The sequence below is a fragment of the Desulfosudis oleivorans Hxd3 genome, from assembly GCF_000018405.1.
GTDB lineage: Bacteria > Desulfobacterota > Desulfobacteria > Desulfobacterales > Desulfosudaceae > Desulfosudis > Desulfosudis oleivorans.
Genome location: NC_009943.1, coordinates 3798596 through 3815189, shown reverse-complemented (window position 1 = coordinate 3815189; position 16594 = coordinate 3798596). Strand labels below are relative to the sequence as shown.

14 protein-coding genes are annotated in these 16594 nt (G+C 58.6%); 9 read left to right on the top strand and 5 right to left on the bottom strand.

Annotated features, from left to right (window positions below):
- Positions 1-38: 38 nt before the first annotated feature.
- From acsB to DOLE_RS16365, 4 genes are all read left to right on the top strand, one after another.
- On the top strand, positions 39-2249 hold the full coding sequence (gene acsB, locus DOLE_RS16380) for an acetyl-CoA decarbonylase/synthase complex subunit alpha/beta (protein WP_012176597.1): 2211 nt from the start codon (positions 39-41) through the stop codon (positions 2247-2249).
- An 85-nt stretch (positions 2250-2334) separates the two neighbouring features.
- Positions 2335-3675 (top strand): acetyl-CoA decarbonylase/synthase complex subunit gamma, encoded by a 1341-nt coding sequence (gene acsC, locus DOLE_RS16375; RefSeq protein WP_012176596.1) that lies wholly within the window; start codon positions 2335-2337, stop codon positions 3673-3675.
- Positions 3676-3740: 65 nt separating this feature from the next.
- Complete coding sequence (locus DOLE_RS16370) at positions 3741-4625, top strand: dihydropteroate synthase (protein WP_012176595.1); 885 nt, start codon at positions 3741-3743, stop codon at positions 4623-4625.
- A gap of 563 nt (positions 4626-5188) precedes the next feature.
- Positions 5189-7198 (top strand): chloride channel protein, encoded by a 2010-nt coding sequence (locus tag DOLE_RS16365; RefSeq protein WP_012176594.1) that lies wholly within the window; start codon positions 5189-5191, stop codon positions 7196-7198.
- Positions 7199-7249: 51 nt separating this feature from the next.
- Here DOLE_RS16365 and DOLE_RS16360 read toward each other — a convergent pair whose 3' ends face one another.
- The 5 genes from DOLE_RS16360 to DOLE_RS16340 form a co-directional block, all read right to left on the bottom strand.
- Positions 7250-9766 carry a PTS sugar transporter subunit IIA gene (locus DOLE_RS16360; RefSeq protein WP_012176593.1) on the bottom strand — a complete coding sequence of 839 codons (2517 nt, stop codon included), beginning with the start codon at positions 9764-9766 and terminating at the stop codon, positions 7250-7252.
- A 57-nt stretch (positions 9767-9823) separates the two neighbouring features.
- On the bottom strand, positions 9824-10402 hold the full coding sequence (locus DOLE_RS16355) for a phosphatase domain-containing putative toxin (RefSeq protein WP_012176592.1): 579 nt from the start codon (positions 10400-10402) through the stop codon (positions 9824-9826).
- A 138-nt stretch (positions 10403-10540) separates the two neighbouring features.
- On the bottom strand, positions 10541-12277 hold the full coding sequence (locus DOLE_RS16350; RefSeq protein ID WP_012176591.1) for a histone deacetylase family protein: 1737 nt from the start codon (positions 12275-12277) through the stop codon (positions 10541-10543).
- A 113-nt stretch (positions 12278-12390) separates the two neighbouring features.
- Complete coding sequence (pyrE, locus tag DOLE_RS16345) at positions 12391-12945, bottom strand: orotate phosphoribosyltransferase (RefSeq protein ID WP_012176590.1); 555 nt, start codon at positions 12943-12945, stop codon at positions 12391-12393.
- Between the two features lie 138 nt (positions 12946-13083).
- Complete coding sequence (locus tag DOLE_RS16340; protein ID WP_012176589.1) at positions 13084-13491, bottom strand: PilZ domain-containing protein; 408 nt, start codon at positions 13489-13491, stop codon at positions 13084-13086.
- A 283-nt stretch (positions 13492-13774) separates the two neighbouring features.
- Between DOLE_RS16340 and mobA the strand changes: the two genes are divergently transcribed.
- The 5 genes from mobA to tatC all read left to right on the top strand — a co-directional run bounded on the left by mobA (position 13775) and on the right by tatC (position 16515).
- Positions 13775-14383 carry a molybdenum cofactor guanylyltransferase gene (gene mobA, locus DOLE_RS16335; RefSeq protein WP_012176588.1) on the top strand — a complete coding sequence of 203 codons (609 nt, stop codon included), beginning with the start codon at positions 13775-13777 and terminating at the stop codon, positions 14381-14383.
- Between the two features lie 71 nt (positions 14384-14454).
- Entirely contained in the window at positions 14455-14817 is a 363-nt protein-coding gene (locus tag DOLE_RS16330; protein WP_012176587.1) for a molybdenum cofactor biosynthesis protein MoaE, read from the top strand.
- 45 nt (positions 14818-14862) lie between these two features.
- On the top strand, positions 14863-15339 hold the full coding sequence (moaC, locus tag DOLE_RS16325) for a cyclic pyranopterin monophosphate synthase MoaC (RefSeq protein ID WP_012176586.1): 477 nt from the start codon (positions 14863-14865) through the stop codon (positions 15337-15339).
- A 41-nt stretch (positions 15340-15380) separates the two neighbouring features.
- Positions 15381-15749 (top strand): Sec-independent protein translocase protein TatB, encoded by a 369-nt coding sequence (tatB, locus tag DOLE_RS16320; protein ID WP_012176585.1) that lies wholly within the window; start codon positions 15381-15383, stop codon positions 15747-15749.
- Positions 15742-16515, top strand: coding sequence for a twin-arginine translocase subunit TatC (tatC, locus tag DOLE_RS16315; protein ID WP_012176584.1), 774 nt, complete (start codon positions 15742-15744; stop codon positions 16513-16515). The genes tatB and tatC overlap by 8 nt, the downstream gene beginning before the upstream one ends.
- Positions 16516-16594 lie beyond the last annotated feature (79 nt).

The window sequence follows — 16594 nt, the reverse complement described above, 5'->3', positions numbered from 1 at the left end:
TTCTTTTTTTAAATAAATCCTCAACGAAGGAGGACGATATGTCTAAGTTGGTTGCATTCGCCGCCATTCAGGGCGGTTATAAAGTGGTATCCCAGGTCGAGGGCGAGCTGGAAAACGCGCTTGAGTCCATGAGCGCGGATACCAAGGTGGAGTTTCCCAATACCGGTTACTATCTGCCGGTTATCTATTCGCTGACCGGCATGAAAGTCGAGACGCTGGAAGACATGAAGGCGCCCATGGCGTTTGCCCGCAAGCTGCTGCCCCCTCACATCAAGGGCAAAAACCATCTGCCCTACCTGGGGCCGCTTCTGGACGCCGGCATGGCTTCCATTCTGGCCTATGAAGTCAAGGAGGCCTTACGGATCGTCCGGGAGCCGGATTTTTATTTTCCCGAGGAAGACCCGGACCTGGAAAACGGCAAGAAGTGGGTCGGCCCGGCCGACGACATCATCCTGAGAAAACGCGGCGTGGAGTTCGTGGACGGCTCGGCCCCCGGCTTTGCCGCCATGGTGGGCGCGGCCCCGAATCCCGAGATCGCCAAGATGATCGTGGAGGACTATCAGAAACGGAACCTCTACATCTTCTGCGCCGCCAATCACAACGGCACCAGCCTCATTGACCAGCTGCTTGAGGCCGGCGTTCAGATCGGATGGAACACCCGTATCGTTCCCTTTGGTCCGGACATCTCCTCGGCGGTGTTTGCCCTGGGTTTTGCCAACCGGGCCGCCATGGCCTTTGGTGGTGTTCAGCCCGGCGACTATAAAAAAATACTGATGTACAACAAAAACCGTATCTTTGCCTTTGTTAACGCCCTGGGCGACATCGGCACCGAGTGGGCCTGCGCGGCGGCCGGCTGCGTCAACTGGGGTTTTCCGACCCTGGCCGACACCGACATTCCGGAAATTCTGCCCACCGGTATCTGTACCTACGAACACGTGGTGGCCAATGTGCCGCATGATGAGATGGTGCAGCGGTCCGTGGAAGTGCGCGGCCTGAAGGTTACGGTTTCCGAAATTGATATTCCGTGTGCCTTTGGTCCGGCTTACGAAGGTGAGCGGGTCCGTGGTAAGGATCTGCATTCCCAGATGGGCGGCGGCAAGACCCAGTGTACCGAGCTGGTCAAGTCGGCCGACATGAAGGAGATCGAAGACGGCAAGGTCACCGTGGTGGGCAAGGACATTCCCGACCTCAAGGAAGGCGACACCCTGCCGCTGGGTATCTTTGTCCAGATCGCGGGTCGCGAGTTCCAGGAGGACTTTGAGCCCATTCTCGAGCGCCAGACGCACCACCTGGTCAACTACATCCAGGGCGTCATGCACATCGGCCAGCGGGACATATCCTGGGTCCGCGTGAGCAAGGCCGCCGTGGAAAAGGGATTTACCCTGAAAGATATCGGTGTTGTGCTGCATGCGAAGCTGCATCAGGACTTCGGCAAGATTTTGGACAAGGTCCAGGTGACCCTGTACACGGACAAGAAGGATGTGGACAAGCTCACGGAAACGGCCCGGGCCGAGTACAAGCGCAGAGACGAGCGCGTGGACAAGATGACCGACGACGACGTGGAGACCTATTACTCCTGCACCCTGTGCCAGTCCTTTGCGCCCAACCACGTGTGCACGGTCAGCCCGGAGCGGACCGGCCTGTGCGGCGCCTACAACTGGATGGACTGCAAGGCTTCCTTTGAGATCAACCCCACCGGCCCCAACCAGCCGATTCAGAAGGGTGAGTGCCTTGATCCCGTTCTGGGACAGTGGAAGGGTGTCAACGATTTTGTTTACAAGACATCCCGTGGTGCCGTTGAAAAATACAATCTCTACTCCATGGTGCATGACCCCATGACCACCTGCGGCTGCTGCGAATGTATCGCGGCCACCCTGCCGGGGTTGAACGGCGTCATGACGGTGGGCCGGGATTACACCGGCGACACCCCCTGCGGCATGAAGTTTACCACCCTGGCCGGTGTGATGGGCGGCGGCGCGGTTTCCCCGGGCTTTGTGGGCCACTCCAAGTACAACATCACCCAGGGCAAGTTCATCAAGGGTGACGGCGGTCTGCTGCGCATGGTCTGGATGCCCAAGATGCTCAAGGAGGAGATCAAGGAGCGCATCGAGGCCCGTGGAAAAGCCATGGGCGTGCCGGATCTTTACGACAAGATCGCTGACGAGACCATCGGCACCACAGAAGAGGAAATCCGGCCGTGGCTGGAGGAAAAGGGACACCCCGCTCTTTCCATGGATCCGCTGATGTAATGACCCGGGGCGGTCGATTCGTCGACCGCCCCTTTTCCTACGAGATTGAGTTTTATTAAAACTTTGGAAATATAAGGAGATAGAAATGGCATTAACCGGAATTCAGATTTTCAAACTCCTGCCGCAGACCAACTGCAAGGAGTGCGGCTCTCCGACGTGCCTTGCCTTTGCCATGAACCTGGCATCCGGGAAAGCGGAGCTGGACAGCTGTCCGTATGTATCGGATGAGGCACGGGAAAAGCTGGCCGAGGCGTCGGCCCCCCCCATTCGGCCCGTCAAGCTGGGCAAGGGTGTCCGGGCATGCGTGGCCGGCGGCGAGACAGTGATGTACCGTCACGAAAAAACTTTTTACAGCCCCACGGTACTGGCCGCCTGCATCAACGGCGACATCAAGAAAAAGGATCTCGAGTCCAAGCTCAAGGCGTGGAACGCTATTCAGTATGAGCGGGTGGGTCTGAACCTGCGGCCTGAGATGGTGGCGATCAAGGATACCGGCGATGCCAAGGCCTTTGCCGAGACGGCCAAGACGGTAGCCGAGACCTCCGAGTTCAACGTCATCCTGATGACCGAAAACCCTGATACCATGAAGGCCGGTGTGGATGCCTGCGGTTCTAAGCGGCCCCTGCTGTACGGCGCCACCGCGGACAATATCGACGCCATGGGCAAGCTGGCCGTGGACGCCGGACTTCCCCTGGGCGTGAAGGCAGACTCCATCGACGCCCTGACGGGCCTGACCCAGAAGCTTACCGGTATGGGCCTCAAGGACATCGTTATGGATCCCGGTTCACGGGAACCCAAGAAGTCCCTTGAAGACATGGTGGCCATTCGCCGCGCGGCCCTGAAGGCCGGCAACAAGGCCCTTGGTTTTCCCACCATTGCTTTTCCCTGCGAGATGGCATCCAACCCGGAAGTGGAGACCATGATCGCGGCCATGCATATCGCCAAGTACGGCAGCATCGTCGTGCTTTCCGATTTCGTGGGCGAGACCGTGTTCCCGCTGCTGCTGGAGCGGCTCAACATCTTTACCGACCCGCAGCGGCCCATGACCGTTACCGAGGGCATCTACGAGATCGGCAATCCTGACGAGAACTCTCCGGTGCTGGTAACCACCAACTTTGCCCTGACCTACTTTATTGTTTCCGGTGAAATCGAAAACAGCAAGGTGCCCTCTTGGCTGCTGATCAAGGACTCTGAAGGCCTGTCCGTACTCACCGCCTGGGCCGCCGGCAAGTTTGCGGGCGATGACGTGGGTGCTTTTGTCAAGAAATGCGGGATCATGGATAAGGTAAAACACACGGAGCTGATCATTCCCGGTTACGCGGCGGCCATTGCCGGCGAAATCGAGGAAGAACTGCCGGGCTGGACCATTACCGTCGGCCCCAGGGAAGCGCCCCATATCCCCGGATTTCTGAAAGCCAGAAAATAGAGGAGGTCGGCCGGGCCGCGGTGGGCCGGCGCCAACATCAACATAACAAATAAGGGGAACCGAATATGATTCTCATTGGTGAAAGTTTAAACGTTATTTCAAAGAAGATCGGCAAGGCGTTCAAGGAGCGCGACCCCAAGCCGATTCAGGAAGAGGCCCTGGACCAGAAGGCCAAAGGCATGGATTACATCGACATCAACCTGGGCCCTGCCAAGAAGGACGGCCATGAGCTGATGCCCTGGGTGGTGCAGACCGTTCAGGAGGTGGTGTCGGATCTGCCTCTGGTTCTGGACACCTCCAACATCGACGCCATTGCGGCGGCGCTGAAGGTGTACAAGCCGACGGAGAAGCCGGTGCTGATCAACTCCATCATGGCCCGGCCCGAGCGGTATGAGAAGATGATTCCCCTGGCCGCGGAGCACAACGCTGATTTTATCGCCCTGCTGTGGGGGCCGGAAGGCCTGCCCAGGGACGAGAATGAGCGGGCAGCCCTGGCGGTTGAGCTGATGTATGCCGCCAACGAAGCCGGCATTGAGAATGAGCGGCTCTGGTTTGACGGTATTGTGACACCGGTCAACACCCAGCAGGACCAGTTGATGAGCCTGCTCAATTTCCAGATGATGCTGGCCGACATCGCGCCGGGCTCTAAAAGCACCTGCGGTCTGTCCAACGTTTCCAATGGACCGCCCTCCCATCTGCGGCCCATTTTGAACCAGACCTACATGATCATGCTGGAGCGCTATGGCATGTACTCGGTTATTTCCGATCCCCTGGACGAGAAACTGACCGATATCGCCAAGGGCAACCGTCCCGACATCGTCGAGGTGGTGCATGCGGTCATGGATGGGGAAGAGCCGGACGCTTCCACCCAGGAGATGGTGGATTATGTCAAGACCGCCAAGGTCATTCTGGGCCACTCCCTCTATTCCGACTCGTGGCTTGAGGTGTAGTTACGAGCGGTACAAGTCGTTTACAAAAGCCCTTTTCCGGTGTTGTTTAACTTTACCGGGAAAGGGCTTTTTGTTTTAGGGTTCAAGGGTTCAAGGATTCGAGGGGTCCAGGGGTCAAGTACAACACAATAAACCAAGGGCCTTATAAGCACATGAACGTTCGGTTGATGGGATGAAATCCGGACAGTGTTCACCAATAATTCATTTTTCTTTGGAATAACAACAGAGCAGCAAGAAAAACGGGGGCAGAGTCCTGATACATCTTTTAATAACAGGCCCTCGGCCACTTGATCCCTCGAATCCTTGACCCCTTTTTCAATGTGGAAGCAATCGGCCTGTTGTTGAGCAGAGGATGCGGGTGCCCGGTTGCAGCATGTCGGCGTCTGGAGAAAAGCATTGACACGCCGGACCGGCCCTGCTAGATATAAATTCCATGAAAGCAAGTGCTTATATTCATTTCTCCCCTTCTACCGCCGATACGGGCGGTCTTTCCCAAACAACAGGACGGCTGGAAGGCCGTCGCCACCCGGCCGGTTGGCATAACCGGACGCACACGGCCTGATATGGGTATCCGGCTTCGGTCTCCGCTGACCAATCGCCACCTGAACCTGATCCTTCTGGCTCTCGTTGTGGGGGTTTGTTCAGGGCTCGGCGCGGTGGCCATCCGGCTTATGATCAAGTACGGCACCCTGCTCTTTTTCGGGGTGTACGGCAACTTTCTGGAATCCGTGACGCAGGTGTCTGTTGCAAGGCGGTTGGCCGCTCCCATGCTGGGTGGCCTTATTGTGGGCCCACTGATCTACTTTCTGGCCAAGGAAGCCAAGGGCCACGGGGTGCCTGAAGTGATGCTGGCGGTTCTCCTTCGGGACGGTCGCATTCGAAAACGGGTTGCCTTTGTAAAGGCCCTGGCGTCGGCCATTACCATCGGTTCCGGCGGGTCGGTGGGCCGGGAAGGCCCCATTGTCCAGATCGGCTCTTCCCTGGGGTCCACAATTGCCCAGCGGTTTAACCTGGAAAAGCGGGATACCGCCACGCTGGTGGCCTGTGGCGCCGCCGGCGGCATTGCCGCCGCCTTTAACGCGCCCATTGCCGGCGCCCTGTTTGCCGTGGAAATCATTCTCGGTGATTTCGGGGTGGCGGCCTTAAGTCCCATCATCATCAGCTCGGTGATTTCCACTATTGTCGCCCGCGGCCTGGAAGGCAACCTGGTGGCCTTTTCCGTGCCGCCCTATGCGCTGAACACCCCGTGGGAGCTGATACCCTATACCGTGCTGGGGGCGGTGGCCGGACTGGTGGCCGTTCTGTTTATCGTGGTGTTGTACCGGATGGAACACGCCTATGATAACTGGCGGTTTCCCGAATATCTGAAGCCCTTTACCGGGGGCGTTCTTGTGGCCATTATCTGCCTGGCCTTTCCCCACATGTACGGTGTGGGGTATGACAGCATCAATGGCGCTCTGCACGGCGCCTGGCCGCTATGGATGCTGGTGGCCATGGTGTTCATGAAAATCATGGCGACGTCCATTACCCTGGCATCCGGCGGGTCGGGCGGTGTGTTCGCCCCGTCCCTGTTCATCGGCGCTTCAGTGGGCGGGGTCGTGGGCACCGTGACGCACCAGCTGTTTCCCCAGGCCGCCACTTCCGGCACTTACGCGCTGGTGGGAATGGGCGCGGTGGTGGCGGCCACCACCCAGGCCCCGATTACCGCCATTATCATTATTTTTGAACTGACACAGGACTATCACATTATTCCGCCGCTGATGTTTTCCTGCATCATCAGCACCCTGGTGGCCTCCATGGTCAAGAGTGAATCCATCTATACCCAGAAGCTCCAGCTCAAGGGCATTCGGCTCACCGAGGGCAAGGAGGAGAGTATTCTCAAGGAGATCGGCGTGGAAAGGGTCATGCGGCAGGGTCTCGTGTTCCCGGAAAACATGCCCCTGCGACCGATCATTGACCAGGTATTGACCAGCACGCAGAACGTTTTCCCGATGGTGAATGAAGATGGCCTGCTGCGGGGCACGTTGACCCTTGGCGGATTGAAAACCGTTTTTTACCAACGGGATTTTCTGGCCGACCTGGTCATTGCAAAGGACATTGCCGCGCCACCGGTGTTCCTGACCCGCAAGGGGACGTTGCACAATGTTATGGAAATCAACAACCACCGGCTGGTGGAAGAAGTGCCCATCGTAAACAACGCCCGGGAGAAAAAATACCTTGGCATGGTATCGGTACAGGACGTGATTTCCCTGTACAACTCCGAAATCAAGAAACGGGAGCTGGCCCTGGCCGTGGTGACCCGGAAAAAATACAAGGACATTACCGAAGGCGTTTCTCTGGGTGAAGGGTATCGGCTCACCGAACTGCCGCTGCCTGAGAGTTTCATGGGAAAGAGCCTGAAGGATCTTGCTTTCCGGAACCAGTACAACCTGGAGATAATTCTGATCAAACGAAAAGGCCGGCCGGACATCATTCCGGATCCGGACACCCCCCTGAATCCCGGGGACCGGATCGTGGTGGTGGGGGTGCTGGATGATATCCGCACCTTCCAGAAAGCAGAGCAGGTGTCGTAAAACAGGCTTTTTCCGCAAAAAAGGGGGGGAGGGGCGCCACCAGGGTGGGCGTTATCCCTGCCGTTTCCGCTCGGCCCGCAGCACCACTTCTCGCAGGGCCTGGGCGTTTTTGGCCCGCAGCCACAGCCGTTCAAAGTTGGGGTTCTGAACGATCTGGGCAATGGCGGAGAGGGCCTGCAGGTGAAAGTTTCGTTCGTCCCTGGTGCCGGCCAGCACAAACACGGCATGCACCATGGGCGCGGCGTCGGAAAAACGCACCCCCTGGCGGCACCGGGCCAGCAGGATGGCAAAGGTGCGGGATCCGTCAATGACGATGTGGGGGATGGCAAGGCCCTGGGTGATGGCGGTGCTGCTCTCCTTTTCCCGGGCCACCAGCAACGCGTAAAGACGGTCCGGCGGTGTGGCCAGCCGTGGTGCCAGGGCATCGGCGATTTGTCTGAACAGTTCTTCCACGCCTACCCGGCGGTCCAGGTCCAGCACCAGGCCCTCCTCGATAAACCGGTCAAACCGGTCCATGGGCCGGTTTGCATCCGGGGCTTCCGGGCCGGTCCGCACCATCTCTCTTACCTCGGTGGCCAGGGAATCGGAAACCAGCGCCCGGGGTGTTATTCTTTCTACCAGATGGGCCAGGGCGTGTTCCCGGTTCACGTCAAACTTCAGCTCCACCTCCTTCAGGCTTTCCGGCGTGCCCACCAGGGTGACGGTATCCCCCACCTCCAGCCGGGTATGCCCATGGGACACCAGCACCTGGCCATGGCGGCGAATGGATAGAATCAGGGTGCTGATGGGCAGGCGCAGGTCCCGCAGGGCAATACCGTGCAGGTTCGGGTTTCTCACCTCCAGCTCCACCACGCTCTGGTTTTCCTCCATGCCCAGCAGCAGGGAGGCGGCCGAGGGCGAGCGCACAAACTGGTCCAGCAGGTTGACCATGGCCGTTCCCGGGTCCACGATCAGTGCCCCCAGGTCCTGGAACCGGTTGATGTTGGCCCGGTCATTGAGCCGTACCACCAGGTTGGGCGTGCCGAAGTGTTCGTAGGCCAGTTCGCAGACGCGAAGGTTTTCTTCATCGGAAAGCAGGGTGACAATGGCTTCGGCCCGGCCGGCATCCATCTGTTCAAGGGCGTTCAGGGTCAGGCTGGGAATATGACAGATTTTAACACCCATGTTCCTGGAGGTGTCCGCGCATCCTCCCAGAACGGTGATTCTCACCTGCCAGTCATTGGATGCCAGCAGCCGGGCCAGGGCCAGGGCCTGGGGTTCCAGGCCGAAGATGATGGCCTCCCGCGGGCCGGCGTGGACCGGGGCTTCTCCCTTGGGATGGGCCTCCTGCAGCAGAAGGATGGCCTGCTTTAACAGCGGGGGCCCAAGAATCTGGTTGAACACCACCACGGCAATGAGAATGGTGGCAAAAGGCCCGCCCCATTCCGGAAATTCCACCACCACCGCCTTGGCCAGGCCCAGGCTCACCCCGGCCTGGGTGATGTAGGCCATCCATCCCACCCGGTTGTAGGCCGCCGGCTCCCGTGCCGCCACGCCGCCGGCCACGGCGCCGACCACCACGGCGCCGAACCGTACCACCACCAGCACCAGGGCGATCTGCCAGGTCCGGGCCAGCACATCCAGGGGAAGGGATGCCCCGGTAAGTGTGAAAAAGGCGATGTACACCGCCGGCCCGAGTTCCTGGAGAATGTCTGAAAACTCCATTCGGCCCTGGCCGTAGTTGGACACCACAAACCCGCCGATCATGCAGATCAGCAGGGGTTCAACAATGATGCTGAAAGGCAGGTAAGACTGAGAGAGGGCGCGGATGGCCCCGGCAAGGGCATATATCCCGTAACCGGACATCAGGATGGCCCCGGCCTTGACCGGCCTGCCTGCCGGTAGCCGGAGAATGCCCATGAAGAGCCTGCCCAGCAGGTACCCAAAAACCAGGGAAAGAGACATTTCAAGAAGCAGGATGCCGATAAAGCCGATATTGATTCCCATGCCGGTCAACAGCCCGCTGGTCATCGACAGGCTGATGGCAAACAGGGTGATCACCACCACGTCCGCGATCATGGTCACGCCCAGCACGGTCTGGGTGAAGGGCCCCTTGGCCCGGAGTTCGTTGATTACGGCCATGGTCGCTGAAGGGGAAAGGGCCACGAGAATAGAGGCCCCGAGCAGGGACACCGCCACGCGGCCCGGCACAGACAGGGCTCCCAGCAGCGGAATTTGGTTGGCCAGGAAAAAAATGGCGGTGCCGCAGATGCCAAGGGTGGCGACAACCAGACACACCGTCATCCACTGAATGCTTTTAATCCGGTTTTTCAGGTCTTTGATGTAAAGCTCGTTGCCCGCGGCAAAGGCAATGAAGGCCAGCGCGATTTCATCGACAAAGCCCAGGCCGGAAACGGCGGACGCGGAGATCAGGTTCAGGCCGTGGGGGCCTGCCAGGATGCCGGTGAGCAGAAACCCGGTGATCAGGGGCAGGGAGGTGCGCACCAGGTAGTGGCCGATCTGCTTTGACGCCAGGGCAATGACGGCAAAGCTTGCGGCAAAAACAAGAATGTTGAACAAGTGCTCCATGCAACCGCCCTCCGGTTGTAAAAAGAGTATCCCATTTACGGGCGGTTGGAAAGGGTTTTACGGCCGGGCCGGCAGCCCGGCGTCGCGTCGTACCTGTTCCACATCCAGTCCTTTAAGCAGGGTGATCAGGTTGTCGTAGGTGGCATGAAAGTTGAACCCGCCGTTGACCATTTCATCGATGGCCGCCTCCGCGGACCAGCCGTGGGCCGCCATGCGCCAGGCGGCGACTACCGCGCCGGTGCGGTCGGCCCCGTGCCAGCAGTGGACCAGGATGGGGCCTTTGGCATCATTTATAATTTTAAGGGCTTCGGTCACCTGTTCCCGGGTCATCCTGCCGGCTGACGACGGTATCCGGTGGAGCACCAGGCCGGTGCCTTCGGCCTCGTCATCATCAGAAAAAAGGTTGCGCAAATTCAGAACCTCTTCAATGCCGAAGGACTCAACGGCGTTCATCTCCTCGGCATTGGGCTGAGCCGAGCGATAGACCTTGTCATCCACCCGGTGCCAGTTTTTCAGGTCGGTGTTGATGATCGGCCGGGCCCAGGTGTCCGGCCGGACCCGGGGCTCCTCTGCGTAAAGGGTTGCGGCGGACAGCAAAAAGACAAGCAGGGTCAGGGTTTTTGTTATCGTTTTCATGGCGGTCCTTTTATAAATCGAAATCGGTATCGAACCCGTTTGATTATGATACCAAACCACGGGGTGGTCTTCGGCCTGGCCCAGCCGGTCGACGATCCGGGCCTGCCTTCCGGCGTGGTGGAGTGCCGGGCCGGAAGGCTATGTGAATGATCCTTTCCATATGCCCGCAAAAAAGCGGGCCGCGTTTTTCCCCAGGGTTCGGGTGTTGTATCCCCCTTCCTGCACAAAAAGAGTGGCGTGGGGAAGGCTGCCGATCAAATCGCCGATCTCTTCATAGTCGGCCGCGTCCAGGGGCCAGGTGCCGGTGGGGTCCCCCTTGGCCGTGTCAAATCCCAGGGCCACCACTACAAACTGGGGGGCAAAGGCCCGCAGGCGATTTAACGCGCGTTTTATGGCCTGAAGATAGGTAGCGGCGGTGCTGTTTTCCGGCAGGGGCAGGTTGAGGTTGAAGCCCTTGCCCCCCGCCTCTCCGGTCTCCTCGGCAAATCCGCTGAAAAAGGGGTAGGTGAAGCGGGGATGGCCGTGAATGGAGAGGGTAAAGATATCGGCGCGTCGGTAAAAGATTTCCTGCTGGCCGTTGCCGTGGTGATAGTCAATGTCCAAAATCGCCACCCGGCCGTGGCGGCTCAGGTAGTGGGCAGCGATGGCCGCGGAGTTGAAATAGCAGAACCCCCCGAACATGCTGGTTTCGGCGTGGTGGCCGGGGGGCCGCACCAATGCATAGGCCAGGTATCGGCCCTCCAGCAGGTCGTCGGCCCCGGTCAGCACGCAGTCCACGGCATGACGGGCCGCGGCATAAGCGCTCCGGTTCAGCGGGGTGAAGGTGTCGATGCAGTAGTACCCGGCCCGCATGGGAAGGGACTTCGGAGGCCGGGTGCTGTTGCGGATGGGAAACACGTAAGGATAGATGGACTCGTTTTCCGGCACGGATGCGCAGGCGGCCTGAAGATACCGGACAAAGTGTTTGTCATGAACGGCGGTGATATGGTCATCGGCAAAGTGGCGCACCGGCAGCACGGAAAACAGGTCGGACCGTTCCAGGTGCTTGAGAATGCTTTTTACGCGCACCGGCGACTCCACGTAGCCCCGCTCCCGCACATGGTGGATCTGGTGGTTGGCGCTATAGACAAGGCCGATGCGCTGGTCTTCGGGCAGGGCTTTTTTCACCGGCTCAACAGTTTTCTTTTTTGCATACCGGAAGGGCCGGAGCCGTACCGGGTCGTCGGTGATGGAGCCGACCACCATGCGGACATATTTTCGGTCACACACGTCCGGGTACTTGCGTTCCAGAATGGCCCGCACAATGGCCCGCGTCTCCTTTCTGGCAAAGGTGGTGTCCCGGCCCAGGGTGTCGATCACCAGAAAGGGCGGGTTGTCATCATTCTTCCGGACCGGTGTTTCATAACGGGTGTTGGCAAGGGGCCGTGCCCCCCAGGCTTCGTAAAACTTGAGACGGCGGGCGTTCTGTTTGAGAACTTCGGGATCGGTACACAGGGCCGGATCGTCAGGGAGACATTCAAAAAAAAGGCCCCGGCACCCCAGTCGGGCCGCTTCTTCCCGGATTCTGTCGTAGAGGGCGTTGCCCAGCCCCCGGCCGGCCTGATGCTGGGCCGTGGAGATGAAATCCAGGAAACAGAAGTTCAGGTCCGGCGCGTGCATCAGCAGGGCAAACCCCCGTATGGCCCGCTTGACATCCGCCACGAACAGGATGGACCGGAAGCGGTATTTTAACGGGTTTTTCAGTTTTTCCAGAAGATGGTCCACCTCGTCGGGGTGGAGCAGGGGGAACCGGTCCCGCAGAATTTGCTGGACCGTTGCGATGGCTGTCCGGTTGGCCGGGGCCGCGTCGTCGTATATGCGTCGTATTCTGAACATGGGGCAGTTCTGGCATGGGGGTTATCGTGTTCAGGGCAGACCGATTGTGCGCTGTTTTGCCGGTTTCGTCAAGCGGCAACAGCCTGGGGAGCGGCAGGTCTTAAGTCAGTAGATTACTTGAAATCGGCGATGGACAGAATGGCGTGCATGGGAACGCCCTGTGCCTCGATGTTCTGTCTGCCGTTTTCTTCGCACCGGTCCAGCAGGGCGATGACGCCCATTACCTGGAGGCCGTGGGCCCGGGCAATGGTGATGGCCTTGATGGTGGAGCCGCCGGTGGTAACCACGTCTTCGGTGATGATCACCCGGGCGCCCTGGCCGATGTTGCCTTCGATCTGAAGGCCGGCGCCGTGGTCCTTGGGCTCCTTGCGGATGGAAAAGGCCTCGACAGCCCCGTGGTTGAGGTGAAAGGTATAGGCCGTGGCATAGGAGATGGGGTCAGCCCCCATGGTCAGCCCGCCGACGCCGTCCGGCGCAAGTCCCAGCGCCATTATTTTGTCGTAGACCAACCGGCCGGAAAGGTACTGGCCTTCCGACGAACAGATGACCTTTTTCAGGTTGAAGTAGAAGCAGCTCTTCTTGCCCGAGGCCAGGGTGATTTCCGGTGTTTCAGTGCGGCGGTAGGCTCGCTGCCGTATCAGTTCGATCAGTCGTTGTCTGTCATTCATGGTCGGCTCCACAATCGAAGGGGGTGCATGCTTCGTATCGCCTGCATACCATGAAACCCGGCCCCGTACAATATTGAAGTGCGGGGCGCGGATTCCAGGCGTTGCGGACGCGCAAACGGTTTTTTCGAAGTGGATGGCTCAGAAGGCGGCTTCGAGCTTCTTTATGCGGTGGGCCGCTTCATGGCTGATGTCGGCAAACCGGAACCCGGCCCGGTAATAGGTCCTGTTGAAAAAGGTTTTGTGTATTCTGCACCAGACCACGGCGGCGCGTATGTCCAGCGGATTGCGGGCTCCGGGCACGGAAAGGCGAATCTGGTAGCGGGCCCCGGTTTTCAGCAGTTGGGTCACCATCAGCTGAAGACCGCTGTTGCTGAGGTTGACGAGAGACACCTGGCCGGGGGGTTTTGTAAGGAATTTCAACAATCCTGGTCTGTGCATGTGAATGCCGGCGTTTTTCACCACAAAGCGCTTGCTTTTGCGCAGTCCTACCGGCTGTTTTTTTGCAACACGGTTTCCTGCCGTGCCTGTTGTGGCATGATTGTACATAATGCTGTCCTGTCTTTTGTTTGTTTTTTACGTCCGGACACTTCAGGAAACGTGCAGATATACAGCCCGGTCATACTAAGCGTATATATATTCATGAGTTGTTTTATTTGTGTATTATAAGTGCAAGGCGGGGGCGGATCAATAAAAAAGTGCAGCCGCCTGTAATGATGGACGATACTGTGCCGGGCTTTCGGGTTGCATGATTCAAGGGTCAGGTGATATAAAGAAGGCTTGGCGGTATTTAAGGCGAATAACGGATGGTCGTGTACAGGCAAGAGGCATCATGGATGCGGTGACGGGCATCATTCTGGCAGGCGGCGAGAGCCGGCGGTTCGGGGGCGGCAACAAGGCCTTTCGCATGCTGGATGGCCGGACAATGATCGACCGCGTACATGATACGGTGAAAAGCGTTTGTGACGACATGGTGATCGTCGCCAACACGCCTCTGGACTATCTCGGGTGGAACGCGGTGCTGGCCACGGATCTGTTTGATTTCCGGGGGTCTCTGGTGGGCATTCACGCTGGCCTGATGAGCGCCGGCCACGAATACGCCTTTATCTCCGCCTGTGACACCCCCTTTTTGAAACAGGCGGTTATCAAGACCATTATAGGGGGCATTGAGGACCATATCGACGTGGTGGTGCCGGAAAAAAAAGAGGGTATGGAACCCCTGTGCGCGGTCTATTCCAGGCGGTGCCTGGAGGTGATCGAGCGGCACCTGCACCAGGGGCGAATGGTGATCAAGGCCGTTTACAACAAGCTGCGGGTGCGGACGATTTCGGAAAAGCGGCTGCGGGCAGTGGACCCGGACCTGGTTTCCTTCTGGAACATCAATACAAAAGAGGAGCTTGAAAAGGCGGAGGCCGCGATAAAGGCCGGCCGGATATCCTGATTTTAACACCGTATGGATAGAATGCGGGACAATCATGGGCGGCCCCCGGTGGTTGCCGCAGGGAGAACACAATGGACCTGGCGAAAATGGTCAACAGGGTAAAGCGCCACCCGGATTTTGCAAAGGCCGGCATGGTCTTATGTCACAACGGCGTGGTTCGCGAAACCGCCGCCGACGGCAAGACCCGGGTTTCCGGCCTGACCCCTACGGTGGACCATGAAAAACTGGCCCGGGTGATCGAGAAACACCGGCGCATGCCCGGCATTATCGAGGTGGCGGTGGAGATTGCAGAGGGCCGGCGGCTGGCCGTGGGTGACGATATCATGCTGATGGTGGTGGCCGGCGATGTGCGGGGCAACGTGTTTGACGCCATGCGCTCCCTGCTGGACGAGGTGAAATCCACGGTGGTGACCAAGGCCGAAGAAAAGGCGTAAGCGAACGCCGCCCGTTAAAACAAAACAAACAGAAGGGATGTAAAGATGAGCGAGGAGTTTACCCATATTGACGCCAGCGGCAATGTCCGGATGGTGGATGTTTCCGACAAGAAGAACACCAACCGAAAGGCTTTGGCCACGGGCGTGATTAAAATGAAGCCCGATACACTGGAAAAGATCATCGGCGGCAGTGTTAAAAAGGGCAATGTGCTGGAGGCGGCAAGAATCGCCGGCATCATGGCGGCCAAGAAAACGCGGGATCTGATTCCCCTGTGCCATCCCATAAATGTGACCTATGCCGGCATCGATTTTGTGCCGGATATGGCGGGCAGTGCCATTGAAATTATCGCCGAGGTCCGCACATTTGGTAAAACCGGGGTTGAAATCGAGGCCATGACGGCGGCGGCCATTGCCGCATTGACCATTTACGACATGTGCAAGTCCTATGACAGGGGAATGGTGGTCTCCGATATTCGCCTGATGGAAAAGCTGGGCGGTAAAAGCGGCCATTTCAAGGCCTAGCAACCTGAAGGTCGATTGAATCATTAATAAGGAGTTTTTTCATGTTTGGCATCGGCATGCCGGAGTTTCTTCTGATCCTGGTGGTGGCCCTGATCGTCATCGGCCCCAAGAAGCTGCCCGACCTGGCCCGCTCCCTGGGCAGGGCCATGGGCGAGTTCAAGAAAGCGGCCAGGGAGTTCAAGGACACCATGAACGTGGAGGAGGATGTCAAGGAGCTCAAGGATATCAAACAGTCCGTGGCCGACACCTGGAAGGAGGCGGTTCGGGAGGCCGACCCGGTTGACGCGGCGCCGTCACCGGCCGGCGCCCCTGCCGGAAATGCCGAGCCGGCCGACGCACCGGCTCCGCCGGAGGAAACAGGCCCGTCCGCGACGGTGAACGATACGCGCAAAGAGGGCGCCGATGAGTGACGATGAGAAACAGGTTCCCCTTACCGAACACCTGGAGGAGCTGCGAAAACGCCTGATACGGTGTGCCATCGCCATCGGCGTGGGGTTTGCGATTTCTTACGCCTTTAAGGAGAAGCTTTTTGCGGTGCTGATCCGGCCCCTGGTGGCGGTGATGGGCGACAAAGGCCAGATGATTTTCACCGGCCTGCCCGAGGCTTTTTTTACCTATCTCAAGGTGTCGCTGCTGGCCGGCATTATTCTGGCCCTGCCTGTGATTTTTTACCAGTTCTGGATGTTTGTGGCCCCGGGCCTTTACAGGAAAGAACGGACCCTGGTCCTGCCCGTGGTGCTGATCTCCCTGATTTTTTTTGCCGCCGGCGCCCTGTTCGCCTATTTTCTGGTGTTCCCCCTGGGGTTCAAGTTTTTTCTCGGCTTTGCCACGGACAACATTCAAGCCCTGCCCTCCATGAAAGAATACCTGGGCTTTTCGGCCAAGCTGCTGCTGGCATTCGGCCTGGCCTTTGAACTGCCCCTGGTGCTTACCTGTTTTGCCCGGTTCGGTTTTGTCACCCCCGACTTTTTAAAGAAAAACAGAAAGTATGCCCTTCTGCTCTTTTTTGTGGGCGCCGCCATTCTGACGCCGCCGGACGTGATCAGCCAGATACTGCTGGCCATTCCGTTGATGGCCCTTTACGAGTTGAGCATTGTGGGCGCCCGCGTGTTCGGGAAAAAGGTCGAGCCCGAGCAGGGCGCTGAAAGTGCGGGAAAAGAGGAAAAAGACGCCTGAGCCGGGTTGCTGCCTGCCTGTTTTCTGTTTGACAAACGGCCGGTGCTTTTGATATAAATATCCTTTCCGAAAATGATAA

Coding starts and splice junctions, on each gene's coding strand:
- acsB (WP_012176597.1), top strand. CDS start 39: ATGTCTAAGTTGGTTGCATTCGCCGCCATTCAGGGCGGTTATAAAGTG.
- acsC (WP_012176596.1), top strand. CDS start 2,335: ATGGCATTAACCGGAATTCAGATTTTCAAACTCCTGCCGCAGACCAAC.
- DOLE_RS16370 (WP_012176595.1), top strand. CDS start 3,741: ATGATTCTCATTGGTGAAAGTTTAAACGTTATTTCAAAGAAGATCGGC.
- DOLE_RS16365 (WP_012176594.1), top strand. CDS start 5,189: ATGGGTATCCGGCTTCGGTCTCCGCTGACCAATCGCCACCTGAACCTG.
- DOLE_RS16360 (WP_012176593.1), bottom strand. CDS start 9,766: ATGGAGCACTTGTTCAACATTCTTGTTTTTGCCGCAAGCTTTGCCGTC.
- DOLE_RS16355 (WP_012176592.1), bottom strand. CDS start 10,402: ATGAAAACGATAACAAAAACCCTGACCCTGCTTGTCTTTTTGCTGTCC.
- DOLE_RS16350 (WP_012176591.1), bottom strand. CDS start 12,277: ATGTTCAGAATACGACGCATATACGACGACGCGGCCCCGGCCAACCGG.
- pyrE (WP_012176590.1), bottom strand. CDS start 12,945: ATGAATGACAGACAACGACTGATCGAACTGATACGGCAGCGAGCCTAC.
- DOLE_RS16340 (WP_012176589.1), bottom strand. CDS start 13,491: ATGTACAATCATGCCACAACAGGCACGGCAGGAAACCGTGTTGCAAAA.
- mobA (WP_012176588.1), top strand. CDS start 13,775: ATGGATGCGGTGACGGGCATCATTCTGGCAGGCGGCGAGAGCCGGCGG.
- DOLE_RS16330 (WP_012176587.1), top strand. CDS start 14,455: ATGGACCTGGCGAAAATGGTCAACAGGGTAAAGCGCCACCCGGATTTT.
- moaC (WP_012176586.1), top strand. CDS start 14,863: ATGAGCGAGGAGTTTACCCATATTGACGCCAGCGGCAATGTCCGGATG.
- tatB (WP_012176585.1), top strand. CDS start 15,381: ATGTTTGGCATCGGCATGCCGGAGTTTCTTCTGATCCTGGTGGTGGCC.
- tatC (WP_012176584.1), top strand. CDS start 15,742: ATGAGTGACGATGAGAAACAGGTTCCCCTTACCGAACACCTGGAGGAG.